This window comes from Kitasatospora sp. NPDC015120 (assembly GCF_043080305.1).
Classification (GTDB): domain Bacteria; phylum Actinomycetota; class Actinomycetes; order Streptomycetales; family Streptomycetaceae; genus Kitasatospora.
Map to the genome: position 1 here is coordinate 6,182 of NZ_JBIBVJ010000003.1, position 23,912 is coordinate 30,093.

General features: G+C 74.9%; 22 protein-coding genes. 10 read left to right on the forward strand and 12 right to left on the reverse strand.

Features of this window, described 5'->3' with window-relative positions:
* Positions 1–207: 207 nt before the first annotated feature.
* On the forward strand, positions 208–1,050 hold the full coding sequence (locus tag ACF1AK_RS08850) for a carbohydrate ABC transporter permease (RefSeq protein ID WP_391498056.1): 843 nt from the start codon (positions 208–210) through the stop codon (positions 1,048–1,050).
* Positions 1,047–1,895 (forward strand): carbohydrate ABC transporter permease, encoded by an 849-nt coding sequence (locus ACF1AK_RS08855; RefSeq protein WP_391498057.1) that lies wholly within the window; start codon positions 1,047–1,049, stop codon positions 1,893–1,895. Before ACF1AK_RS08850 ends, ACF1AK_RS08855 begins: the two co-directional genes overlap by 4 nt.
* Positions 1,896–2,125: 230 nt before the next feature.
* On the opposite strand, the gene ACF1AK_RS08860 is transcribed toward ACF1AK_RS08855, so the two are convergent.
* From ACF1AK_RS08860 to ACF1AK_RS08875, 4 genes are all read right to left on the reverse strand, one after another.
* Positions 2,126–2,872: a VOC family protein gene (locus tag ACF1AK_RS08860; protein ID WP_391498058.1), complete on the reverse strand. Its 747-nt coding sequence runs from the start codon at positions 2,870–2,872 to the stop codon at positions 2,126–2,128.
* 61 nt (positions 2,873–2,933) lie between these two features.
* Positions 2,934–3,581 (reverse strand): alpha-ketoglutarate-dependent dioxygenase AlkB, encoded by a 648-nt coding sequence (locus ACF1AK_RS08865; protein WP_391498059.1) that lies wholly within the window; start codon positions 3,579–3,581, stop codon positions 2,934–2,936.
* A gap of 279 nt (positions 3,582–3,860) precedes the next feature.
* Positions 3,861–5,399: an APC family permease gene (locus tag ACF1AK_RS08870; protein WP_391498060.1), complete on the reverse strand. Its 1,539-nt coding sequence runs from the start codon at positions 5,397–5,399 to the stop codon at positions 3,861–3,863.
* A 132-nt stretch (positions 5,400–5,531) separates the two neighbouring features.
* Positions 5,532–7,145 (reverse strand): amidohydrolase, encoded by a 1,614-nt coding sequence (locus tag ACF1AK_RS08875; RefSeq protein ID WP_391498061.1) that lies wholly within the window; start codon positions 7,143–7,145, stop codon positions 5,532–5,534.
* Positions 7,146–7,354: 209 nt separating this feature from the next.
* Between ACF1AK_RS08875 and ACF1AK_RS08880 the strand changes: the two genes are divergently transcribed.
* The 5 genes from ACF1AK_RS08880 to ACF1AK_RS08900 all read left to right on the forward strand — a co-directional run bounded on the left by ACF1AK_RS08880 (position 7,355) and on the right by ACF1AK_RS08900 (position 10,957).
* Positions 7,355–8,014: a TetR/AcrR family transcriptional regulator gene (locus ACF1AK_RS08880; protein WP_391498062.1), complete on the forward strand. Its 660-nt coding sequence runs from the start codon at positions 7,355–7,357 to the stop codon at positions 8,012–8,014.
* Between the two features lie 579 nt (positions 8,015–8,593).
* Entirely contained in the window at positions 8,594–8,977 is a 384-nt protein-coding gene (locus ACF1AK_RS08885; RefSeq protein WP_391498063.1) for a hypothetical protein, read from the forward strand.
* The gene (locus tag ACF1AK_RS08890) at positions 8,974–10,038 is read left to right on the forward strand and encodes a hypothetical protein (protein WP_391498064.1); all 1,065 of its coding nucleotides are present in this window, start codon (positions 8,974–8,976) and stop codon (positions 10,036–10,038) included. The genes ACF1AK_RS08885 and ACF1AK_RS08890 overlap by 4 nt, the downstream gene beginning before the upstream one ends.
* Positions 10,039–10,120: 82 nt before the next feature.
* Positions 10,121–10,513 carry a roadblock/LC7 domain-containing protein gene (locus ACF1AK_RS08895; RefSeq protein WP_391498065.1) on the forward strand — a complete coding sequence of 131 codons (393 nt, stop codon included), beginning with the start codon at positions 10,121–10,123 and terminating at the stop codon, positions 10,511–10,513.
* 69 nt (positions 10,514–10,582) lie between these two features.
* Positions 10,583–10,957 carry a hypothetical protein gene (locus tag ACF1AK_RS08900; protein ID WP_391498066.1) on the forward strand — a complete coding sequence of 125 codons (375 nt, stop codon included), beginning with the start codon at positions 10,583–10,585 and terminating at the stop codon, positions 10,955–10,957.
* Between the two features lie 12 nt (positions 10,958–10,969).
* On the opposite strand, the gene ACF1AK_RS08905 is transcribed toward ACF1AK_RS08900, so the two are convergent.
* The 6 genes from ACF1AK_RS08905 to ACF1AK_RS08930 form a co-directional block, all read right to left on the reverse strand.
* Positions 10,970–11,353, reverse strand: coding sequence for a DUF6188 family protein (locus tag ACF1AK_RS08905; RefSeq protein ID WP_391498067.1), 384 nt, complete (start codon positions 11,351–11,353; stop codon positions 10,970–10,972).
* A gap of 880 nt (positions 11,354–12,233) precedes the next feature.
* Positions 12,234–12,728: a hypothetical protein gene (locus ACF1AK_RS08910; protein ID WP_391498068.1), complete on the reverse strand. Its 495-nt coding sequence runs from the start codon at positions 12,726–12,728 to the stop codon at positions 12,234–12,236.
* A gap of 133 nt (positions 12,729–12,861) precedes the next feature.
* On the reverse strand, positions 12,862–13,794 hold the full coding sequence (locus ACF1AK_RS08915) for an SGNH/GDSL hydrolase family protein (protein ID WP_391498069.1): 933 nt from the start codon (positions 13,792–13,794) through the stop codon (positions 12,862–12,864).
* Positions 13,791–14,978: a glycosyltransferase gene (locus ACF1AK_RS08920; RefSeq protein WP_391498070.1), complete on the reverse strand. Its 1,188-nt coding sequence runs from the start codon at positions 14,976–14,978 to the stop codon at positions 13,791–13,793. The genes ACF1AK_RS08915 and ACF1AK_RS08920 overlap by 4 nt, the downstream gene beginning before the upstream one ends.
* The gene (locus ACF1AK_RS08925; protein WP_391498071.1) at positions 14,975–16,213 is read right to left on the reverse strand and encodes a glycosyltransferase family 4 protein; all 1,239 of its coding nucleotides are present in this window, start codon (positions 16,211–16,213) and stop codon (positions 14,975–14,977) included. Before ACF1AK_RS08925 ends, ACF1AK_RS08920 begins: the two co-directional genes overlap by 4 nt.
* 145 nt (positions 16,214–16,358) lie before the next feature.
* The gene (locus ACF1AK_RS08930) at positions 16,359–16,553 is read right to left on the reverse strand and encodes a YegP family protein (RefSeq protein WP_391498072.1); all 195 of its coding nucleotides are present in this window, start codon (positions 16,551–16,553) and stop codon (positions 16,359–16,361) included.
* A gap of 232 nt (positions 16,554–16,785) precedes the next feature.
* On the opposite strand from ACF1AK_RS08930, the gene ACF1AK_RS08935 reads away from it, so the two are divergent.
* From ACF1AK_RS08935 to ACF1AK_RS08945, 3 genes are all read left to right on the forward strand, one after another.
* The gene (locus ACF1AK_RS08935; protein WP_391498073.1) at positions 16,786–17,112 is read left to right on the forward strand and encodes a putative quinol monooxygenase; all 327 of its coding nucleotides are present in this window, start codon (positions 16,786–16,788) and stop codon (positions 17,110–17,112) included.
* A 132-nt stretch (positions 17,113–17,244) separates the two neighbouring features.
* A complete protein-coding gene (locus ACF1AK_RS08940) occupies positions 17,245–20,394 on the forward strand; it encodes a DEAD/DEAH box helicase (RefSeq protein ID WP_391498074.1) in 3,150 nt (1,049 codons plus the stop codon).
* Between the two features lie 3 nt (positions 20,395–20,397).
* Entirely contained in the window at positions 20,398–20,691 is a 294-nt protein-coding gene (locus tag ACF1AK_RS08945) for a hypothetical protein (protein WP_391498075.1), read from the forward strand.
* 45 nt (positions 20,692–20,736) lie between these two features.
* Here the strand turns inward: ACF1AK_RS08945 and sph are convergent, their stop codons facing one another.
* Together sph and ACF1AK_RS08955 are read right to left on the reverse strand one after the other, a co-directional pair.
* Positions 20,737–21,720, reverse strand: coding sequence for a sphingomyelin phosphodiesterase (gene sph / locus ACF1AK_RS08950; RefSeq protein ID WP_391498076.1), 984 nt, complete (start codon positions 21,718–21,720; stop codon positions 20,737–20,739).
* 72 nt (positions 21,721–21,792) lie between these two features.
* Positions 21,793–23,889, reverse strand: coding sequence for an MMPL family transporter (locus ACF1AK_RS08955; protein ID WP_391498077.1), 2,097 nt, complete (start codon positions 23,887–23,889; stop codon positions 21,793–21,795).
* Positions 23,890–23,912 lie beyond the last annotated feature (23 nt).

A 23,912-nucleotide genomic window follows, 5' to 3' on the forward strand; every position in this document is an offset into this window, starting at 1 on the left:
GCTTGAAGGTGGCGGGCCCGGCGGGGGCGCGCCCCCCCCCCCCCGCGGGGGCGCCCCCCCCCCCCCCCCCCGGGGCCCCCCCCCCCCCCCCCCCCCCGGGGGGCCCCCCCCCCCCCGGGGGGGGGGGGGGGGGGGGGGGCCCGGCCCCCCCCCCCGCCCCCCCCACGCCGACCCCCGCTGCTGCTCCTGCTGCCGGCGGCGGTCATCATGATCCCGCTGGTCGCCTACCCGATCTACCAGCTCGGCCTGCTGTCCGTGCTGGACTTCGGCCAGGCCCAGGCCTCCGGCGGCGTGCCGACCAGCTTCGTCGGCTTCGGCAACTACCAGAAGATCCTGAGCGACGGGCAGTTCTGGTCGGTGCTGCTGCAGACGATCGGCTTCGCCGCGTTCTGCGTGGTCGCCACCCTGGCCGTCGGCGCGACCCTCGCGGTGCTGCTGACCAGGGTGGGCCGGGTGCCCCGGCTGGTGCTGACCACCGCCGCGATGGCGGCCTGGGCGGCGCCGGCGATGACCGGCTCGACGGTGTGGAGCTTCCTGTTCGACACCAACCTGGGCCTGGTCAACAAGACCCTGGTGGGCATCGGCCTGGACGGCTTCCACGAGTACAACTGGTTCTACGACAAGTGGACGGCCTTCCTCATCGTCGGCGCCGTCGTGGTCTGGCACTCCTTCCCGTTCGTCATGGTGACGCTGTACGCGGGCATCAAGGCGATCCCGACCGAGGTCATGGAGGCGGCGGCGCTGGACGGGGCCGGCACCTGGACCACCTTCCGCCGGATCACCGCCCCGATGCTCCGGCCGATCCTGACCATCGTGGTCATCCAGTCGGTCATCTGGGACTTCAAGGTCTTCACCCAGATCTACGTGATGACCGAGGGCGGCGGCATCGCCGGCCAGAACCTGGTGCTCAACGTCTATGCCTACCAGAAGGCCTTCGCCTCCTCCCAGTACGGGCTCGGTGCGGCCATCGGTGTGATCATGCTGCTGATCCTGGTGATCCCGACCGTCCTCTACATCCGCTCGCTGCGCAGGACGGGGAACGAACTGTGAACGCCCGTAGCCGCTGGCGCCTGGGCGCCAACACCACCGCGCTCCTGGTGGCCGTCGTCACCGCCTTCCCGATCTTCTGGATGGTGCTCTCGGCCTTCAAGCCGAAGGGCGAGGTGCAGTCGCTCAATCCGCGCCCGTGGACGGCGCACCCGACGCTGGAGAGCTTCCGCCAGGTGCTCAGCGTGGACGGCTTCGGCCGGTACTTCGTCAACAGCCTGGTGATCGCGCTGTCGGTGGTGGTGCTCTCCGCGCTGGTGGTCTTCCTCGCGGCGGTCGCGGTGACCAGGTTCAGGTTCCGCTTCCGCACCACCATCATGGTGATGTTCCTGATCGCCCAGATGATCCCGGTCGAGGCGCTGACCATCCCGCTGTTCTTCATGTTCCGCGACGCGGGCCGGTTCGCGCCGGGCATCGGGCTCAACACCCTGGCGTCGCTGATCCTGGTCCAGCTGGCGTTCTCACTGCCCTTCGGGATCTGGATGATGCGGGGCTTCGTCGCCGCCGTGCCGGTGTCGATCGAGGAGGCCGCGCAGATCGACGGCGCGAGCCGGGCCCGGATCCTGTGGACGATCCTGCTGCCGCTGGTCGCCCCCGGGCTCGCCGCGACCAGCGTGTTCTCCTTCATCGCGGCGTGGAACGACTTCGTCTTCGCCAAGACCTTCATCATCAGCGCGACCGACAACCAGACCCTCCCCTCGGCGCTGCTGGTGTTCTTCAAGCCGGACGAGAACGACTGGGGCGGCATCATGGCGGCCTCCACGCTGATGACCGTGCCGGTGCTGATCTTCTTCATCGCGGTGCAGCGCAAGCTGGTCTCCGGGCTGGCGGGCGCGGTCAAGGACTGAGACGCGGGCCTTGACGGGAATCCCCGCGATGGAGGGGCTGCGACGGGTACAGCGTCCGGGGCCGTGGAGGTGGGGTCCATGGACCGGGAGCGAGCCGACGGGCGACTCGCGCAGATCACCGAGACGGCGGGCCTCGCCCGCCGTCTCGGCACGCGTGTCCGGCTGCGTGGCGGCCGGGCAGTGGATTTCGCCCCGGACGGTCGTTCCTCCGGGTGACCGACGGCCGCGGGTCAGGCGGCCAGGGGCTCCTGCGCCGACGGCAGGCCGATCAGGGTGAACGCCGCGCCGGCGTCGTCGCGGACCACGGCGCGACGGCCGTAGGGGGTGGGTTCGGGGCCGGACAGGACGGTTCCGCCGAGTTCGCGGACCAGCTCCACCGCGAGGTCGGCGTCGGCGGCGCCGAACTGGACCGACCAGCCCGCTTCGGCCCGCCGGGCGATCCCGCCGGCGGGCCGGCCGTCGACCCGGAACGGGGTGGCACCGCCGCTCTCGGGGCCGTACTCGTAGCCGAACACCCGCCGGTAGAACGCCCGGGCGGTGTCGGGGTCGGGGGAGTGCTGCTCGCTCCAGCTGAACGCGGCCGGCTCGTCGACGAGTCCGGCGCCCTGCCAGAGCAGCCCCTGCCGCAGGCCGAACACCGCACCGGCCGGGTCCGCGGCGAGCGCCGCCCAGCCCTGTTCGGGCGCCACCTCGTAGGGTTCCCGCAGGACCCGCCCGCCGGCCTCGCGGACCCTGGCGGCCGTCCGCGCGGCATCGGCCACCGCCAGGTACGTCGTCCAGCACGCCCCGGCTCCCGGCGGCCCGGGGGCGAGGCCCGCGACCTGGGCGCCGCGCAGCGTGGCGACGGTCCAGCCGGGCAGCTCGACGAACTCCCAGGCGAACAGCCCGCCGTAGAAGCGCCTGGCCCGTCCGGGATCCACCGTGCCGAGCTCGACCCAGCAGGGGACGCCCTCGTGGTACCTGCCGGCCTTCGGCATGCCGGGCCCTCCTCGTCCGTCCGTCCGCCGGTGTCGGCCGGGGTGCGGTCCGCCGGCGGTCTCAGGAGACGCCGAGCGGCCGGAACTGGATGCTGATCCGGGGGCCCGTCGGCCGGGCCGTCTTCGGCACCGCGTGCTCCCAGGTGCGCTGGCAGGAGCCGCCCATCACCAGCAGGTCCCCGTGCCCGAGCCGGTGCCGCAGCACGGGCCCGCCGCCGCCCCGGGGGCGCAGCAGCAGGGACCGGGGTTCGCCCACGGAGAGGATCGCGACCATGGTGTCCTCGCGCGCGCCGCGGCCGATGCGGTCGCCGTGCCAGGCCACGCTGTCCCGGCCGTCGCGGTAGTAGCAGAGCCCGAGGGTGCTGAACGGCTCGCCCAGTTCGGGCGCGTAGTGGTCGCTCAGCGTCGTGCGGGCGGCGCCGAGCACCGGGTGCGGGGGCGTGTCGTGCTCCCCGTAGGAGGCGAGCAGCCGGGGGACGTCCACGGTGCGTTCGTACATCTCGCGCCGTTCGGCCCGCCAGGGCACCTCGGCGGCCAGTTGTTCGAACAGCCCGTCCGCCCCGTGCAGCCAGCCGGGCAGCACGTCGACCCAGGCGCCCGAGCCCAGGACCTCACGGCGCAGGCCGGTCAGCGGGCCCAGCACGGGTCCGGCCGGGCCGGGGTCGTCGAACAGCGACGGCTGGAGAGGGAGGGCGGGGGTGCTGCTCATGGCTCCAGCCTACGCCGAGAATCGAACAGGTGTCCGAACATGGTTCCGCATGCTCCGCAGGACGCTTCGAACGGGAGAGGGGCCGGGGACAACAGGGGGCGTGCGGGCCGAGGGCCGGCCCGGGCGCGGCGCCGGGACGCCCGGCGATCCGGTGCGGGGCGTGGGCGCGCGTGGGTGCCGACGTGGGCACCGGCGTGGGCACCGGCGTGGGCACCGCACTTCGAGCGTACGCCGACCGCGGGCCCGTACGAACGGGCCCGCGGTCGGCGGCGTGGGGGCTCAGCGGGCAGCGGGCACCCCCTCGGCGGTCCCGCCGGCCGTGACGTCGACGGTCTCCTCGATGTCGCTGGTGCCGAGCCGGGCGTACACCTCCGGGCGGCGCGAGCGCAGCCGCAGGGCGAGGCCGACCCCGGTCAGGAACACCACCGGAACCACCGAGACCAGCGGCCAGTTGACCTCCGGCCCGGCCGCCGTGAACAGGTCGAGGCGCCAGACCACCAGCCCGGTCGCACCGCACAGCAGCGCCGTGGACAGCAGCGGGGCGACCACCGTGCGCAGCCGGCCCGCGCTCGCCGCGGCCGCCCGCTCGCGCCGGAAGAACGCGTAGACCGCGAGCCCGGCCAGCGCCTGGAGCAGCAGGATGCCCACCACCCCGGGGGAGTTCACCCAGAGGAAGAACTGGTTGTACGGGTCCGCGCCGATCAGCGCCGCCACCGCCACGCCGCCCGCCGCCAGCAGGCTCTGGGCGATCCCGCCGATCCAGGGCGAGCGGTGCCGGGGGTGGATCCGGCCGAGTGCGGCCGGTGCGGCGCCCTCGGTGGCCAGCGCGTGGCCGTAGCGGGTGATGGTGTTGTGGAAGGCGAGCAGCGCGGCCAGCAGGCTGGTGACGATCAGGACGCGCTGCAGGTCCGTGGCCCAGCCGCCGACGTAGTCCGTCATCGCGGTGAAGAACATCCCGGCCGGGTCGGCGGTCGCGGCGTCCACGGCCCCGGAGTCGCCGAAGGCCTGCACGATCGTCCAGGTGATGAAGGTGTAGAACAGCCCGAGGAAGGCGATCGCCGCGTACGTCGCCCGGGGCACCGTGCGGTGCGGGGCGCGCGCCTCCTCGCGGTAGATCGCGGTGGCCTCGAAGCCGACGAACGCGGCGAAGGACAGGCCGAGCACGCCGCCCATGCCGCCGGTGGTCATGCGGGCGGGGGAGAACGAGGCGAGCGAGAGGCCGTGCGCCCCGCCCCTGGCCAGGATCGCGACGGCGAGCACCAGCAGGATGCCGGTCTCGGCGATCAGCAGCGCGCCGAGCACCTTGGCGCCGAGGTTGATCGAGCGGTAGCCGAGGAACCAGACCGCCGCGACTCCGATCAGCGCCCAGACCGGCCAGGGCAGGTCCAGGCCGAGCAGGTCGGCGGCGGTCTCCTGGGCGAAGTAGCCGAAGGCGCCGAACATGCCGATCTGGATGGCGTTGTACGACAGCACCGCGAGCAGGGCGGCGCCGAGCCCGGCGGGCCGGCCGAGGCCCCGGGTGACGTAGGCGTAGAACGCGCCGGCGTTGCGGACGTGCGCGGCCATGGTGGTGAAGCCGACGGCGAACAGGGCCAGGACGAGGCCGGTGGCCAGGTAGGCGGCCGGGGCGCCGATGCCGCCGAAGGCGATGGCGAAGGGCGCGACCCCGGCCATCACGGTGAGCGGTGCGGCGGCGGCCACGACGAAGAAGACGATGTCGCCGGTGCCGAGGACACCGCGTTCCAGCCCCGGGGCCGGGGGCGTGGCCGCGGCGGCGGTCGCCGCGGTCGCGGTGGTCGTGTCGGAGGGCAGGTGCATGGGGGGAGCTCTCCTGGTGGTCGTGCGGTCGAGGGTAGAGGAGGCCGCCCGGGTGGGGGCGCGAACGGCCTTGGCGCGCGCCCGGGGCGCAGCGCCGTCGATGGGGGCGCGCAGCGTTGCTGACGGCGCGGCTCAGTGCGTGCGGCGCCCGCCCAGCCAGGTGCCCAGGACGGCGACCCCGGCCAGCTCGCCCGCCGGGACCGCGTACGGGTCGGCGGCCAGGTGCACCAGGTCCGCCCGCAGACCGATCCGCAGCACGCCCCAGGCGTCCTCCTCGAACGCCTGGTGCGCCACGCCCGCCGAGTAGGCGGCGAGCGCCTCGTCGAGCCCGATCCGCTCCTGCGGCAGCCAACCGCCCTCCGGCAGCCCCTCGGACGTCTGCCGGGTGACGGCGGTGGCCAGCCCGGCCAGCGGCTCGTAGCGGGTGACCGGCCAGTCGCTGCCGAACGAGACCCGTGCGCCGTCGCGCAGCAGGGCGGCGATCTGGTACTGCCGGGCGCCGCGCTCGGGGCCGATCCGGGGCAGGGTCAGCTCGGTCATCAGCGGGTCCGGCTGCGCCCAGAGCGGTTCGAAGTTGGCGATCACGCCGAGTTCCGCGAAGCGCGGCAGGTCGGCCGGGTCCACCAGCTGGACGTGGGCGATCACCGGGCGGCGGGCGCGCGGTCCGTTGCGGCGCGCGGCGGCCTCGATCGCGTCCAGGGCGATCCGCACGCCGTGGTCGCCGATGGCGTGGATGTGCGGCTGGAAGCCGAGCGCGTCGACGGCGGTGACGGCGTCGGCCAGCTCCGCGCCGGTCCAGTTGGCGGCCCCGTGCGAGTGCGGGCAGTCGCTGTAGGGCTCCAGCAGCGCGGCGGTGCCGGACTCCAGGACGCCGTCGGCGAAGAACTTGACCGCCCGCGCGGTGACCTGGCCGCGTCCGGCGGCGTCGACCCGCTCCCGGTCGGCGGCCAGCCGGGGGAGCTGACCGCGCCAGTCGTCGGGTTCGAGCAGCAGCGCGAGGTTGGCCCGGACGGCGAGTTCCCGGCCGTCGGCGACGGCGGCGAGCCAGGTGTCGACCTGGGCGGGTTCCACCCAGGCGTCCTGGACCCAGGTGACCCCGGCCGAGGCGAGCATGCGGGCCGTCCCGTGCAGCGCGTCGGCCTGCTCGTCGAGGGCGGGCAGCGGGACGAGGGCGAGCACGGGGTTGAGCGCGCCGAACTCGCGCAGGGTGCCGAGCGGGCTGCCGTCGGCCCGGCGGACGATCTCGCCGTGGGACGGCTCGGGCGTCGCGGCGGTGTAGCCGGCCCGGCGCAGCGCCTCGCTGTTGGCCCAGCCGGTGTGGTGGTCCATGGTGCGCAGCAGCACCGGCCGGTCGGGGACGACCGCGTCGAGCAGCGCGGCGTCGAACAGGCCGCCCTCGGCGAGCCACGGGTCGAAGGCGTCGCCGGTGATCCACTCGGCCTCGGGGTGCTGCTCGGCCCAGACCCGGACGGCCTCGACCACCTCGGCCAGGCTGGTGCAGTCCCGGACCGGGACGCCGCGCAGGCCGAGCCCGCCGATCAGCGGGTGGACGTGGCCGTCGCCCCAGGACGGCAGCAGGGCGCCGCCGGCCAGGTCGACGGTCTCGGTCCGCTCGTCGCGCAGGGCGTGCGCCGTCGCGCCGAGGGCGGTGATCCGTCCGGCGGTGACGGCGAGGGCGTCGGTGACGGGGCGGGCCGGGTCGCCGGTGTGGATCCGGCCTCCGGTGAAGATCGTGTCGGCACGCATGCGGGTGCGTCCTCTCCCGGTGCGGTCTGGTGTGACCTGGTTAACTGAATGGGATTCGGTAACCGTAGGCGCGGCGGTGTGGAGCGCGGAAGGGTTTTACTGAAAGTCATTCGATTACGTTTTCATCACGATGATCTTGCGCGATGATCGTAGTGCCGCGCCCCGCGGCGACACCGACACCGCGCTCGCGGAGAGGGACGGGAACCCCCATGGCCAGGCCGCGCACACCCCTGCTGGACCGGCAGCGCATCGTGCACACCGCGCTGCGGCTGGTCGACGAGGCCGGCGACCTCACCATCCCCGCCCTCGCCGGGGCGCTCAAGGTCAGCCCGTCCGCGCTCTACCACCACGTCAGCGGCCGCGCCGAGATCGTCGCCCTGATGCGCGCCGAACTCGTCCGGGTCATCGGTGAGCGCTCGCTCTGGGACCGGCCGTGGGACGAGGCGCTGCGCGGCTGGGCCCGCGCCTACCGCGAGGCCTTCGCCGAACACCCCGGCATCATCCGGCTGCTGGCCACCGCGCCGCTCGCCGAACCGTTCATGCACGAGCTCTACGAGCGGGCGGTGGCCACCCTGGAGGCGGCGGGCTTCGCGGCGGAGGACGTGATGGGCATGATCACCGCCCTGGAGAGCTTCATCCTCGGCTCGGCGCTGGACCTCGTCGCGCCCGCCGTCATGGTCGACGCCGTCGACCGGGCCGCCACGCCGCGGCTGGCCGACGCGCTGGCCGCCGTCCCGGCCGGGCGGCGCCGGGCCGACCAGGCCTTCGAGACCGGGCTCGCGGCGCTGGTCGCCGGCTACGCCGCGCTGCTGCCCGCCGGTCGCGGGCCGGGTACGGCGGCCGGGGATCCGATTTCTGACCAGGCGTGATGGCCTGCTAGTGTTCATCTCGTCGACAGGGAACGATCTCCGCGAAGCGGGGACCGGGACCGGTTCGACCAGGCGTCAGCGGTGCTACCAGAGCACGCCCTACTTTCAGTAGGGAGAGTCCGTGCGACCCGGGCCTGGCGCTCCACCGGAAGCGGCCGTTCCCCTGCGGGGGGGCGGCCGCTTCGTCGTTCCCGGGGCGTTCTCCGGGGCGTTCTCCCGGTCCCTCTGCGGGCCGGTCCGCGGTGGCTCCGGGACCCACCGGTTCTATCGCATGCGCGGGCCGGAACGCGCCGGAGCGGCCGACAACCGGCCAAGGTGGCGCCCCAGGTGGATCGTGCGTTCGTGTCGCGCACGGGTGTGCGGTCAGCGGTGATGCCGTCCGGGCGAACCTGATGAGGCGTCAAAGAATGGCTGAAAACCCCTTTTTGTGGTGTGAATATGCCATCGGAATGTTCGTTGCATGGATTCCATCAGTAGCCTTCCGTGTCGAACCCGCCACGGGTCGTGGCAGTCCGGCCGGTGGCCGGCGATCACGGCCCGCCGCGCCGTTTCCTCCCCGAACCCTCCGAAGGAGCCCGAGTGCCGGGTATCGACGAGTGCCTGTCCCGGGCGATGGCGATCGCCGGGGCCCGCTCCGCCAGTCTGATCGACTGGAGCAGCGGGCTCGCGCTGGGCAGCGTCGGAGTCAGTCCGAGCGGCGACCACGACACCACGGCCGCGGAGGCAACCGACCTGGTGCGGGCGGCCGTTGAGGGCGTGACCTTCACCGGGGCGGAGGACCGCGCGGCGCCGCTGCAGGACATCATCCTGACCGCCGGCCGGAGTTACCACCTGCTGTGCTTCATCGACACCGTCTTCGACAGCCGGCTCGTGCTGCACCTCTGGCTCGACCGCGCCGAGGGCAACCTCGCCGTCGCCCGGTTCCGTCTCCAGTCGATAGCCGAGGAACTGGTGCTCGGATGACGAACTCCGACGCGAACCCCGGGCCGGCTCGCCACGGCGCGGAAACGGCGCGCACCGGCGTCGGGTTCCGGCCACCGGGGGAGGACGCTTGGACCCCGGGCGCGGCCGTCGAACGGCTCGCCGGCGAACGCGCCACCGGTGCGCTGCGCGGGCCGGGCGGCACCGTCTACCTCGTCGACGGTCTGGTCGCCCACGCCGAGTCCGACCGGGCGCCCGACCTCGCCACCCTGCTCACCGCCTGCGGCCGGCTCAGTCAGGAGGCCTGGCAGGACGCCGTCCGGCGGTTCGGCCCGCACGGGCGGGTCGGCGAGGGGCTGGTCGAGCAGGGCCGGCTGACCCGGGGCGAGCTGGAACTCTGCCACCTCGGCGCGCTCTACGACGCCGCCTGCTTCCTGCTCGACGTTCCCGCCAACTCCGCTGCGGCCCCGGCCTCGTGGACCTTCGCGCCGGGCGTGCGGCACTGGCTCGGCCCGGTGGCCGCAGTCGGCGCCCACCGGCTGCGCCGGGAGGCCGAACGGCGGCGGCGCCTGCTGGACCGGATCCTTCCCTCGGCGCAGTTCGACACCGCGCCGCTGTGCCGGGCCGTCGCAGCAGCCCCGCCGACCGTCGCCACCCCCGCACGCCACGCCCGCCGGCTGCGGCCGCCGACCCGTCGGCAGTGCGAGCTGCTCGACCACGCGGACGGCCGGAGAACCCCGGCGGAGCTGGCCAGGCTGCTCGGCCGCTCCGCGTTCGCGACCACGGCGGACGTCCGCCGGCTCGCCGCCGACGGCCTGCTGACCGGTGTGGACACCGGTGTGGACACCGGTGTGGACATCGGTCCGGTCACCGGTGCGGGACCCGGCGCCGGGTGCTCGGCGGGGACGCTGCCGGGCACGGGCGGCGGGGTGCCGGCGCCGCGCGGCCCCGGCGGGCTGCACCGGCGGGTGCCCGGCGCAGCGCTCGCCGCCCTCACCCGCGAGCGGCGCGGACCGGAGTCCGGCGCCGCCCCGCCCACCGCCACCGATCCGGACATCGCGCTGCTGGTCCGGGTCCGAACCCTTCTGGAGGCCCGACTTTGAACCACGCTCCGCCCGCGACCCCGCCCTCACGGTCATGAGGCGGGCGCTCAAGCAGCGTGTCGGAAGGAGACAACTGATCGCCTTGGAGACCGAGCTGCTGGCCGAACTCCGTGCCCTCCGGCACCGGATGCCGCACCTCGCGGGCGGTCTGGTGGCGAGCGTGGACGGCCTGCTGGTCGCCCACGACACCCACGGGACCGAGCCCTCGGGCCTGGCGGCGATGACCGCCGCCTCGCTCGGCCTGGCGCAGCGGCTCGCCGACAGCACCGGCCAGGGCGAGTTCCGGGAGTCGCTGGTGCGCGGCGAGCACGGCTACGTCGCCATCTACACGGCCGGCGGCAGCTGCGTGCTCACCCTGCTGGCCCACCCGGAGGCGAACGTCGGCCGTCTGCACCTGGAGGCCCGCCGCTCCGCCCGGCGGATCGCCGCGCTCCTGAACGACGCGCTGCTGCCCAAGGACGCCCGGGAGCTCTGACGGCCCCCGCCGTCCCACCTGCCCCATCCACTCACTCCACTCACTCACCGACGAACCGGAGACACCGAGATGACCGACGCCGCAGGCGCGCTGAAGCAGGCCATGACCACCATCGAGGGCGCCATCGGCGCGGCCCTGGTCGACTACAACAGCGGCATGGCGCTGGCGACCCTCGACGGCCCCGGCGGCCTGGACCTCAATGTGGCCGCCGCCGGGAACACCGACGTGGTCCGCGCGAAGATGCGCACCATGGACATGCTGGGCCTCACCGACGGGATCGAGGACATCCTCATCACTCTCAGCAGCCAGTACCACCTGATCCGCCCGCTCACCAGCCGCAGCGGCAAGGGCCTGTTCCTCTACCTGGCGCTGGACAAGGGGCGGGCCAACCTGGCGATGGCCCGCCACCAGCTCACCAGGATCGAGGCCGACCTGGAGGTCTGACGGGTCCGGTCCCTAGTACCGGACGACCTCGCCGCCGGGGAGCCCCGCGCAGAGCGTGCCGTCGGGCGTGACGACGCGCCACGGCGCCAGCAGGGCGTGCGGCGGGACGGACAGCGTCCCGCCGCCCTCCCCGGCGAAGACGAGCTCCAGCCCTCCGGCCGGGGTGACCCGGGCGGAGGAGACCGTCCGGCCGACCAGACCGAGCAGTGGTCGGGTGGGCCGGAAGGTCAGCGCCGGGTAGAAGATCCCGACCCCGGTCGCTCCGGTGAGGCGGAACTCCTGCGTCACCCGGACGGTCACCGGCCCGTCGAGCACGAGGTCGAGCCTGTCGCCCCCGTGCACCCCCGTCACCCGGCGACCGACCAGGCCGTTCTCAGGTCGCGTCGTGTGCTCCATGTTCTGCATGGTGCCAGTGTGGACGGCCGGCACGCCACCCGTCCCGCCCCGGAGCAGAAAGTCGACGCGGCCGACTTCCCACTCCCGCAGCCACCCCGAATCCGCCATCCCCCCGGCCGTCCCACCCCCTTCGCCGGTTGAACTGGAGTGGGAAGTCGGTGTGGCCGACCTTCCATTCCAGTGGCCGTGTGAGGGCGGTCGCCGCGATCGGTTCTCCGGGCGGTAGGGGAAACGTTTCTGTATCTGGGTGCCGGGGTCGGTGAGTTGGGTGGGAGTGGGAGGTCGAGTACGCCGACTTCCTGTTCCCGCAGTTGGATGGGATCCACCACCTCTCTGGCCGTGCTCTTCGCGTGCTGCGCCCCCTTTTGGGGGTTGGGTGGGAGTGGGAAGTCGGTGTGGCCGACTTCTCACTCCCGGGGCCATGGGAAGGTGGCCGCTGAAGCTGGCTTCCTGTGGTGGGGGAAACGTTTCTGCATTTGGTGCCCCGGTCGGCTGGTTGGGCGGGAGTGGGAAGTCGGTGTGGCCGACTTCCTGTTCCAGTAGCTACTGAACTTGAACGGGTGAGGTCGGGCTGTTCTCCGGACGGCGTGTGGGTGGCTTCGGTAGTCCTGGTGGGGTGAGGTATCCGCAGGGCGGCGGCTTGACCGACACCGAGAGGGCCGGGCGAGAGCGGGTCCTGCGCCGGGCTGTGGCCGGCTTCGAGGCTGGCGAGAAGAATCGGGAGATCGCTGCCGCGTTGCGTGTCTCGGAGCGGACGCCGGCTGGCTCACCGTGTTCCAGCTGCCGACCTACGCCCCGGGCCTCAACCCGCAGGAGGGCGTCTGGTCGCTGGTCAAGCGCAAGATGTTGCAGTACCGGCCTGAGCCTGTCGGGGTGATCGTCAGAAGTAGCCGAAGAAACGGTTCCACCAGCTGGACCGTTGAACATACGAGGGCAGCCGGCTTGGCCCGTCGTAGTCGTTCTCCAGCAGTTCCTCGGGGACCACCACAAAGCCGAGCTCGGTCAACGCCCGGTTGACCTTCGCAAGGTCCGCGCCGTCCAGTTCACCCTCGGCCTGGGCGTCGTCGGTTCCGAGGAAGGCGCCCGGATTGTCTGCGCAGACCAGAGCGAGTGAGCCGAATTTGCTCACGCAGACGACGAGCCGGGTCCCGCGCACCGTAGCCTCCCCGGGCACGGTGACGCGTCCGTACTCGCTGGAGTCCTGGGTGTCCGGTTCGGCCGTGCAGCGAGTTGCGAAGCCGCCTTCGAGCCGGGCCACCAGAGTGCTGAATCGGGCTGCGATCTCGCCACGGTCGTAGTCCCGCGGCCGTTCCAGCCACGCCGGATCGTCGAGCTCGCGCAACAACGCCAGCAGATCCGCTTCACTCCCGGTCATGCACTCATCCTGCCGCACCAGCTGGCTTCCCGCGGTGGGAAAACGTTTCTGCACTGGGTGCTGCGGTCGGCTGGTTGAGGGGGGAGTGGGAAGTCGGCGGGGGTGACTTTCTGCTCCGGCAGCGGTGGGGGGGTCAGGGGGTGGGGTGGGGCGGGAGGGTGGAGAGGGCGGTGGTGGTGGCGTGGGTCATGTGGCGGTCGTGGTGGTCGGTGGTGCCGCGGAGGCGGGCGAAGCCCTCGGCGGCGGCGAGGGCGACCAGGCCGGGGAGCAGGTCGGTGCTGCGGTCGGCGATCCAGCGGGTGCCCTTGGTGGCCATCCACCAGACGTCGGAGAGGGTGCCGGGCGGGGGGTCGGCGGGTTCCGGCGCGGGGGCCGGGCCGAGCGGGCGGCCGGCGGTGGCGAGGAGCTGGTGGAAGCCGCGGGCGATCAGGTGGTGGCCCTCGGCGCTCGGGTGGAGGCGGTCGACGCTGAGCAGCCGGCGCTGCGCCGTCCAGGGCAGGTCGGCGATGTGCAGGTGGACGGCCCGGTGGCGGGCGGAGAGCGCGTGCACCACGGTGTTCACCGCCCGCATCCGCCGCGCCAGCGGCCGGGCGAGCGGGCGGGGCAGGCGCAGCAGGGCGCCCGGGTCGGGCAGGCAGGCGGTGAGGACCACCGCGCCGCTGCCGGTGAGCCGGCCGAGGACGGTGTCCAGGGCGGTGGTGGTGCGGCCGACGTCGAAGCCGGACCGCAGGGTGTCGTTGCCGCCGGCCACCACGGCGGCGAACTGCGGGCGCAGGGCGATCGCCGCCGGCAGCTGCTCCGTCGTCAGATCGGTGGTGAGCGCGCCGCTGCGGGCGAGGTTGGTGAACTCGACCCCGGCCTGCGGCGGGGCCAGGGAGCGGGCGAGCAGGGCCGCCCAGCCGCGCCAGCCGTCGGCGATCGGGTCGCCGATGCCCTCGGTGAGCGAGTCGCCGAGGGCCACGAACCGCACCGGCTCGCCGGTCCGCCGCCCGTCCCCGCGGGTCGTGCCGCTCGCGGCAGCCGGGACGGTGCCGCCCCCTCCGTCCACTGCGGTGACGGTGTTCACCGGGCCTCCCTCCCCTTCCCCGGAGCCGCGGTGGAGGGCGCCGCGGTGACGGGCGCCACGCCGTGGGCGGCGAGGAAGGCCGCCACGGCCGCGGGCCAGCCGTACCGTTCGGCCTGGGCGCGGGCGGCGGCGCGCCGGGCCGCCTCGGGGCGTGCGAGCAGCTCTCGCACCGCCTCCGCGAAGCCCGCGCCGCTCGGCGCAGCGGCCACACCCGCCGTGCCGACCAGCTCGGGCAGGGCGGAGCCCCGGTGGACGGCGACCGGGGTGCCGCAGGCGAGCGCCTCCAGCGCCGCCAGCCCGAAGGTCTCCACCGGCCCCGGCGCCAGCACCGCGTCCGCGCAGCCCAGCAGCCGGGCGACGGCGTCCCGTCCGGCCAGGTGGCCGAGCAGGTGCACCGGCAGCCGCTCCCGCGCGGCCCGGGCGGCGAGGCGCGGGCGCAGCGGTCCGGTGCCGGCCACCGCCAGCACCGCGTTCACCCCGGCGGAGCGCAGCGCGGCCAGGGCGTCGAGGGCGAGCGCGGGGCGCTTCTCGGCGGAGAGCCGCGAGCAGAGCACCAGCAGCACCTGCTCGGGGGCGGCGTACCGGGCCCGCTCCGCCGCGCGGTCGGCGGCGGTGGGCGGGCGCAAGGCGGCGAGGTCCACGCCGAGCGGGGCGCGCGCGAGGTTGCGCACGCCCAGCCGCCGGAACTCGGCGGCGGCCCACTCGGTCGTGCAGATCACCGTGTCGTACGACCGCGCGGTCCGGCCGTTGAGCCGGTCGGCGGCGGCGTCGGCGGCCGGTCCGGGGACGCCCCACGTCCGCAGCAGGCCGACGGCGCTCTCGTGCGACACCATCGCCGACCGCACCCCGTGCCGCCGGGCCCAGGCACCGGTCCAGCGCAGCGTGGTGCGGTCGGAGACCTCCAGGCGGTCGGGGGCGAGCCGTTCGAGCTCGGCGGCCACCGCCCGGCGGTCGGTGAGCAGCCGGTACCCGCCGCTGCGGGGGAGCACCGGGCCCGGCAGCGTGACGACCAGCCCCTGTTCGCCCTCCTCGACGGTGCGCCGCTCCCCGGGCACGACGAGCACGGGGGTGTGTCCGGCGGCCCGGTAGCCCGCGCCGAGGTGGCGCAGCGCGGTGCGCAGTCCGCCGGAGACGGGGGTGACGAAGTTGGCCACCCGGACGATCCGCAGCGAGCCGGCGGTCATGCGGACAGTTCCTCCGTCAGCGGGGCGGCCGGCCGGCCGGTCCCGCCGGCGGGGGCCGGAGCCGCCGGCCCGGTGCCGGAGGCCACCATCCCGCGGTGCTCCGCGAGCACCTCGGCGTAGTGCCGCAGCAGCAGGTCCCCGACCGCCTCCCAGGTGCGGGCGGTCACCTCCGCCCGCCCGGCGCGCCCGTACCCGGCCCGCAGCTCCGCGTCCCCGGCGAGGGCGGTCACCGCCCGGGCCACCGCCGCGCCGTCCCGGGGCGGGACGAGCAGGCCGGTGCGGTGGTGCGCAACCAGGTCGAGCGGACCGCCGGCGGCCGGGCCGACCACCGCGACCCCGCTGGCCATCGCCTCCTGGATGGTCTGGCAGAACGTCTCCAGCGGCCCGGTGTGCACGAAGACGTCCAGGGTGGCGAAACATCGGGCGAGTTCCTCGCCGGTGCGCCGGCCGAGGAAGACGGCGCCGGGCATGGCGGCCTTCAGCCCGGGGGCGGAGGGCCCGTCGCCGACGACCACCACCCGCACCCCGGGCAGCGCCGAGGTCTCGGCGAGCAGGTCGACCCGCTTCTCCGGCGCGAGCCGCCCGACGTACCCGACCAGCACCTCGCCGCCGGGGGCGAGCGCCCGGTGCAGCGCCTCGTCGCGGTGGCGGGGGTGGAAGCGGACGGAGTCCACGCCGCGCGGCCACAGCTGGACCCGGGCGACCCCGTGGGCGGTGAGGTCCTGGGCGGCGGGGGTGGACGGCGCGAGCGTGCGGGCGGCGAGGCCGTGGACGGTGCGGATCCGGTGCCAGGCGGCCGCCTCGCCGAGCCCGCGCCCGGCCCGGTAGGCGTGCGCGTAGCCGGCGAGGTCGGTCTGGTAGACGGCGACCACCGGCACCCCGAGCCGGGCGGCGACCTGGGCGCCGCGCGCGCCGAGCACGAACGGGCTGGCCAGGTGGACGAGGTCGGGCCAGTGCCCCCGGACCGCGGCGGCCAGCTGCCGGCTGGGCAGCGCGATCCGGACCTGCGGGTAGCCGGGCAGCGGGACGGAGGGGACGTGCACGACCGGCAGCTCCTGCGGCACGCCGCCGGCGCCGAAGGTGTGCGAGGGACTCTGGGCGCCGCGCGCGGGCGCCGGCGTGACGACGAGCGGCTGGTGCCCCCGGCGGAGCAGGTGCTCGGCGGTCCGCAGCACGCTGTGAGCGACGCCGTTGACCTCGGGGGGAAAGGATTCGGTGACGATGACGACACGCATGCCTGAGTTCTGTCCGCGTCCGGCGTGCACGCGGCCAAAGGGATCTGTCGTACAAACGAACGCGGGTCGGCGAATTGTCCCGCCGACCCGCGTCCCACGCGGTCCCGGGCGCTGCCGAACCCGTTCGGCAGCGCCGCCGGAGCCCTCAGGACGGCGACCCGGCGGCCGCCTCCTTCAGCTCCGCGTAGGGGGCGAGCTTGCGGATCGACTCGATGCTCTTCAGGCAGTCGTCCCGGTTCTCCTGCGGGTCGCCGGTCACCACGATCGATCCGTTGCTCGCCTTGAGCCGGAACCGGTGCAGGCCGCTCTCATCGATGTACAGCTCGAACTTTCCCGCCATGACAGTTGACACCTCTCGTTCAGGAAGCCCCCTCGCACCGCACCGTAGGGGCAAATCCCTTGCCCCGCACGCCAGATGATCCATCCGGGTACGGGTCCGCCGGGTGCGCCGTCCCGGTGGGCCACCGCGGGCCCCGGCCCCCGCTCCGACCTGGGAGAATGGCTCCTGCGCCCGTTGGAGGGCCGTCGCTTCCCGGACGGCCGCGGGCGGGCGTGGAACGAAAGGAAGTCCCATGATCTTCATCACCGTCAAGTTCGCGGTCCGTCCGGAGCGCGCCGACGAATGGCTCGGCCTCGTCGACGACTTCACCCGGGCCACCCGCGACGAGCCCGGCAACCTCTTCTTCGAGTGGTCCCGCAGCGTGGACAACCCCCACGAGTTCGTCCTGGTCGAGGCCTTCCGGGACGGCGAGGCGGGCAAGGCGCATGTGGAGTCCGCGCACTTCGTGAAGGCGATGGAGGACATGTCGTACGCGGTGGCCGCCAAGCCGCAGATCGTCTCGATCGAGATCCCCGGCATGGACGGCTGGGGGGAGATGGGCGAGATCACCCCCAAGTGACCGCCCCCCGGTGACCGAGGTCCCGGTGACCGCGCGGCCCGCCGTCCTCCCGGCGGCGGGCCGCGCTGTCGGTGGCGCGGACTAGGGTGGGAAGCCCGTTCCGTTTCCGCCCCGGAGAGGTGCCGCCCGCCGATGTACGCCCTGCACGCGCTCTGGCGCGCCGACGGCCGGCTCGCCGTCTGGGCGGAGGACGCGGCGGTGTACCGCGGGGAGGCGCCCGCTCCGGGCGGGCGCGGTGACACGGCGCACCCGTTCGCCTGCCCGGCCGGTGAGGTGGCGCGGCTGCTGGGGGAGGTCGGGCCGGGACTGGGCTGGCTGGCCGAGCAGGCCGCCGAGCGGTGGACCGGGCTGCTGCTGCCGACCCTCGGCGGGCGGCCGACGCCCTCCCCGGACCTGCCGGCGGGCGCCGTGCCGCGCCCGGTGGCGCTCGCGCCGTGCCGGGTGCCCGCGCTGCTCTTCGACCCCGCGCAGACCGCCCAGCTGCTCGGCGCGCTGCACGACCCGCACTGGCCGGGCGCCACCGTCCGGCGGTCCGACGGCACCGAGACCGAGCTGGCGTACGGCGCCTCGGTGCGCTGGCTGTCCGCCGTGCACGACCTCGCCTGGCGGCTGGTCGGGCGCGGACGGCTGCTGCCTGCACTGACCGAGGAGACGGGGCGGTGGTACGCCCGCTGGCGGCCCGCCCCGGACGCCCCGGCCCGCCGGGAGGCGGCCGCGCTGATCGCCGGCTGCCCGCCGGTCTGCCGCGCCGAACACCCCGCCGCCCCGCCCTCGCCGGCCGCCCAGCCCCGGGCCGCGCAGCCCCCGGCCGCACCCGGGCCGAAGCCCTCGCCGCCCTCGGCCGCCGCGCTGTTCACCGCCTTGCTCGACACCCTCGTCGACCAGGAGGCCCGGGCCGCCCTCGCGGACCTCGACCCGCCCGCCGACCCCTTCCTCGCCGCCCTGCACCGCCCCGACGGCCGGCTCGCCGAGGCCCCGCCCGCCGCCCTCCCCGAGCGGCTCGCCGCCTGGCAGGCCGTCCGCCCGGACGACGCGCCGCTGCGGCTCGACTTCCGCCTCACCGAACCGCTCGGCCCCGACCCGGACGCCCCCGACGGCGGGGTGCGCGCCGACACCTGGCGGCTCGACCTGCTGGTGCGCGCCGCCGACCGCCCCTCCCTGGTGGTCCCCGCCGCCGCCCTGCGGCCGGGCGCCGCCGCCGACCCGGGGTACCGGGCCCTGGTCCGCGCCCTGCCCGCCGGGGCGGGCGACCCGGCCGAGGCCTACCAGGCCGAACTGGCCCGCGCCGTCCGGGTCGACCCGGGGCTGCGCCCACGGCTCCCGGGCGCCTTCCCCACCGAGGCCCGGCTCGACCGGGAGGACGCCCTGCGCTTCCTGCGCGAGGGCGCGCCCGCACTGGCCCGCGCCGGTTTCGGGGTCCTGCTGCCCGCCTGGTGGCAGCGCCGCCCCCGGCTCGGCCTGGTGCTGACGGCGGGCACCCCGGCCGGCGACCCGTCCGCGGTGGCGCGCACCGCGCAGGTCGACCGGGACGCCGTGCTGGCCTTCGAGTGGCGCCTCGCCCTCGGGGAGTCCCCGCTCACCGAGCAGGAGCTCGCCGACCTCGCCGCCGCCCAGCAGGGGCTGGTCCGGCTGCGCGGCCGCTGGGTCGAGGTCGACCAGGCCCAACTGGCCGCCGCCGTGAGGTTCCTGGCCGAGCACGGCACCGGCACCATGGAGCCGGTCGAGCTGCTGCGGCTGGCCGTGGAGGACGGCGCCGTGGTGGACGGCCTGCCGGTCACCGCCGTGCACGCCACCGGCCCGGTCGGCGACCTGCTGGCCGGCCGGACCGGGAGCGCCGAGCGCGTCCCGCAGCTGCCCGCGACCTTCACCGGCACCCTCCGCCCCTACCAGCGACGCGGGTTGGCCTGGCTGGACGCCCTCGGACGGCTGGGCCTCGGCGCCGTGCTCGCCGACGACATGGGCCTCGGCAAGACCGTGCAGACCCTGGCCCTGCTCGCCCTGGAGCGGCAGCGCGGCGAGCGCGGGCCGGTGCTGCTGGTGTGCCCGATGTCGATGGTCGGCACCTGGCAGCGCGAGGCCGCCCGGTTCGCGCCCGGCCTGCGGGTGCACGTCCACCACGGGCCCGGCCGCACCGCGCCCGACGCGGCCGCCGACCTGGTCATCACCACCTACGGCCTGGTCCAGCGGGACGCCGCCGAGCTGCGGGCCGTCCGCTGGCGGCGGATCGTCGCCGACGAGGCCCAGCACATCAAGAACCGCTCGGCCCGGCAGTCCCGGGCGCTGCGCTCGCTGCGCTCCGGCCCGCGGATCGCGCTCACCGGCACCCCGGTGGAGAACCGGCTGGCCGATCTGCACGCCGTCCTGGACTTCGCCAACCCCGGGCTGTTCGGCAGCGCGGAGGCGTTCCGGGAGCGCTTCGCGATCCCCGTCGAGCAGACCGGGAGCGTGGACGCGGCGGCCCGGCTGCGCCGGGTCACCGGCCCGTTCCTGCTGCGCCGGCGCAAGGACGACCCGCTGATCGTCCGGGACCTGCCCGCCAAGCAGGAGTTCACCGTGTCCTGCACGCTGACGGCGGAGCAGGCCGGGCTCTACCGGGCGGTGGTGGCCGACCTGTTGGAGCGCCTCGGCGGGCTGCGCGGCGTCGAGCGCAAGGGCGCCGTGCTGGCGGCGATCGGCCGGCTCAAGCAGGTCTGCAACCACCCGGCCCACCTCCTGCACGACGGCACGGCGGTGGCCGGGCGCTCGGGCAAGGTGGAGCGGCTGGTCGAGCTGCTGACGGAGGCGCTCGCCGAGGGGGACCGGGTGCTGGTCTTCACCCAGTACGCGGAGTTCGGCACCATGCTCCGGCCCCACCTGCGGCGGACCTTGGGCGAGGAGGTGCTCTACCTGCACGGCGCGGTGCCGCGCGGGCGGCGGGAGGAGATGGTTGCGCGGTTCCAGTCGCCGGACGGGCCGCGGGTGTTCCTGCTGTCGCTGAAGGCGGGCGGCACCGGGCTCAACCTGACCGCCGCCAACCAGGTGATCCACCTGGACCGCTGGTGGAACCCGGCGGTCGAGGACCAGGCCACCGACCGTGCGCACCGGATCGGCCAGCGCCGCGCCGTGCAGGTGCGCCGGCTGGTCTGCGTTGGCACCGTCGAGGAGCGGATCGGTGAACTCCTGGACGCCAAACGGACGTTGGCCGAGGCGGTGGTGGGTGACGGCGAGCAGTGGCTGGCCGAGCTGCCCGCCGAGCGGCTGCGCGAGCTGCTGACGCTGTCCGCCGACGTGACGGGGGAGTGAACCGTGCCCGCCTCCGACGCCCCCGACTTCGACGACGCAGCCTCCGCCGACCCCGACCCCGACCCCGACCCCGACTTCGACGCCCCCGACCTCGCCGCCGATCTCGGCGAACGCCCGCTCGCCGAACTGCTCGACGTCTTCTGGCAGGGCTCGGTGCCCGGCCAGGGCGACGAGCCGGAGGGCGGAGTGACCACCGCGCTGGACGAGTTGGGCCCCCCGGGCCTCACCTCGCGCGGCGGCCGCCCGCCGGACGCCGCGCTCGCCGCCGCCTACCGCCGGTTCACCGGGGCCGGCTGACCCCGGTGAACCGCCGCCGGCCGGGCGGCCGGCGGCCCGGCCGGGTCAGCCCGCGGTGACCGGGTAGTGGTCGGACAGGTCGGCGTAGGTGTAGCTGGTGCCCCAACTGCTCACCGTCCACGGCGCGCTGTGGAAGCGGACCACCGTGTTGGTGTAGTTCGCCGGGCGCGCGTGGTCGGCCCGGTAGAGGACGTAGTCGAGGTCCTCCTTGGGCTCGCCCGGGTAGCGGTAGGCGGCGATCGAGTTGTCCGAGGTGTCGAAGGAGTTCGCCCAGCCGTCGCGGCTGGTGGCCGGGGCCACGCCCGCGTTGGCCAGCAGCGCGGGGTACTCGCCGCCGTGCGCGTCGATGTTGAGGTCCCCGGCGAGCACGACCGGCTCGGCGGCCGGGATGTTCTTGGCGTCCACGAACGCCTTCATCGCCTTGAGCTGGGCGGCCCGGACCGCCGCCGGCTGGCCCGCGGAGCAGCCGGTGTCGGTGGACTGCAGGTGGGTGCCGATCACATGGGTGCGCAGGCCGTTGACGTTCAGCACGGCGTAGACGAAGCCCTTGTTCGAGAACCAGTCCGAGCCGCAGGCGTCCTTGAAGACGTACTGCTCCTTGCGCAGGATCGGCCACTTGCTGAGCAGGGTGACGCCGCCGTCCTCGGGGGTGGTGGAGCTGTAGCCGCCGGAGGTGGCGTCCCAGCCGCTGGTGGAGCGGCCGACCACGGGGGTGTGGTACGGGTACGCGGCCGAGGCCTGGGCGACCAGCGCGTCCGAGGCGGCGTTGTCGAAGGCCTCCTGGAGCACCACGACGTCCTGGCCCTGGAAGACGGCGGCGGCCGGGATCGCCTTGGCCCGGTAGTCCTGGCCCCAGTTGGGGTAGAGGTTCTTGCTCATCAGGAAGACGTTGTACGTCAGCACCTTGAGCGCCGGAACGGTGGTGTTCCCGGCGGGGGCGGCGTACGCGCCCGGCGCGGCGGCGAGCGGGGCGATCAGTGCTGCGGCGGCCGCGCAGGCGGCGGCGAGGCGCACGGAGGGAGTTGGCATGCCCGCAGTCAAGCGACGTCGGGCCACGGTCGTCCAGACGGCGAACGATAACCATATGAACTCATTGGTAACTTAAAGCTGTCTGGCCAACTCCTCCTCGGGCGGAGGAACTTGCCTGGACAACCTGCTCGGCCACCACATGCGGTGGTCCAGGTCCAGGGTCAGCGCCGTGACCAGGACGGACCGCACCACCAGGGTGTCCAGCAGGACGCCGAGGGCCACCGCGAAGCCGATCTCCGCGAAGCCGACGATCGGCAGCGTGCCGAGCACGGCGAAGGTGCTGGCGAGGATCAGGCCGGCCGAGGTGATCACGCCGCCGGTGGCGGCCAGGCCGGCCACCGCGCCGCGCCGGGTGCCGTGCCGGGCGGCCTCCTCGCGGACCCGGGTCATCAGGAAGATGTTGTAGTCGATGCCGAGGGCGACCAGGAACACGAAGACGAAGAGCGGGAAGGCGTTGTCCTGGCCCTCGAAGTGGAAGACGTGCGCGAAGACGAACGCGCTGATGCCGAGCGCCGCCGCGTAGGACAGCACGACGGTGGCGATCAGCACCAGCGGCGCGGTGACCGCGCGCAGCAGCAGCGCCAGGATCACCAGGACGACGCCCAGCACCAGCGGGATGATCGTCCGGTTGTCGGCCGACGCCGCCCGCCCCGCGTCCAGGATCACCGCCGTCGAGCCGCCCACCTCGGCGTCGGCGCCCGGCACCGCGTGCACGGCGGTGCGCAGCCGGTCCACGGTGTCCTCGGCCGGTCCGCTGTCCGGCGGGTCGGTGAGCGTCGCCTGGAACATCGCCCGGTCCTCGTGGGTCACCGGCTCCGTGGTGCCCGCGACCCCGGGCGTCCGCTGCGTCACCGCGCGCACCGCCCCGGCCTCGCCGGCCGCCGAGACGACCGTCAGCGGCGCGCCGGTGCCGGCCGGGAAGTGCTCCGCCAGCACCTCCTGGCCGACCACCGAGTCCGGCCTGCCGGTGAAGGTCCCGGCCGTGCTGAGACCGGTCGCGTCCAGCGAGACCAGCCCGACGCAGCAGACCGCCAGCGCCAGCGCGGTGCCGGTCCAGACCTTGCGCGGACGGCGCCCGATCCACGCCCCGACGTGCGCCCAGCGCCCGGTCCGCGTCGGCTCCGGCGTGCCGAACGCCGGCCGCACCGGCCAGAACACCCAGCGGCCGGCGATCACCAGCAGGGCCGGCAGCAGGGTCAGCATCGCGGCCAGCGCCACCAGCACGCCGATCGCGCAGACCGGGCCGAGCCCGCTGGTCGAGTTCATCTCGGCGACCAGCAGGCAGAGCATCGAGACGACCACGGTCGCGGAGGACGCCAGGATCGCGGGCCCGGCCCGGTGCAGGGCGAAGGCCATCGCCTCGTGCCGGTCCTCGTGCCGGCGCAGCTCCTCCCGGTAGCGGGCGGTGAGCAGCAGCGCGTAGTCCGTCCCCGCGCCGAGCACCAGCACGATGAGGATGCCGGCGCTCTGCGCGTTGACGGTCAGCCCGGCGTGGTCGGCCAGCAGGTAGATCACCGCCTGCGCGACGACCAGCGCCCCGGCCGCCGAGAACAGCGGCAGCGCCCACAGCACCGGGCTGCGGTAGGTGAGCAGCAGCAGGACGATCACCACGCTGACGGTGGCCGCGAGCAGGGTGGAGTCGATCCCGGCGAAGGCCTCCGCCTGGTCGGCGCCGATCCCGGCCGGGCCGGTGACATGGGTGGTCATGCCGAGGCTGTCGGCGGCGGCGGTGGCGCGCAGGCTGTCCACGGCCGGGCGCAGGTCCTGCCAGCCGCCGGTGCCGATGTCGACCGGCACGATGGTCTGCAACGCACGGCCGTCCGCGGACTCCACCGGCCCGGTGATCCGGCCGAGCACGTGCGGGGCGGTGGCGAAGGCCGCGGCGTCCCGGGCCGCCTCGGCCCGGTCGGCGGGCGTGATCCCGGTGTCCCGCACGTAGACCACCACCGCCTGGGCGGTGTCCACCGGCTGGAACGCCCGCTGCTCGTTCAGCACCCGGGTGGACTCGGCGTTGCCCGGAAGCCAGCTGGAGGCCTGGTTGTCCTCGGCGTCGGTGAGCTTGCCCGCCAGTGGGCCCGCCACCACCAGCAGCACCAGCCACAGGGCCAGCACCACCCACTTGCTGCGGCGTCCGCACGGCAGCTCGGCCAACTTCCGGGTCGGGCTCATCGGGGAACCCCCGTCCTCGGGGC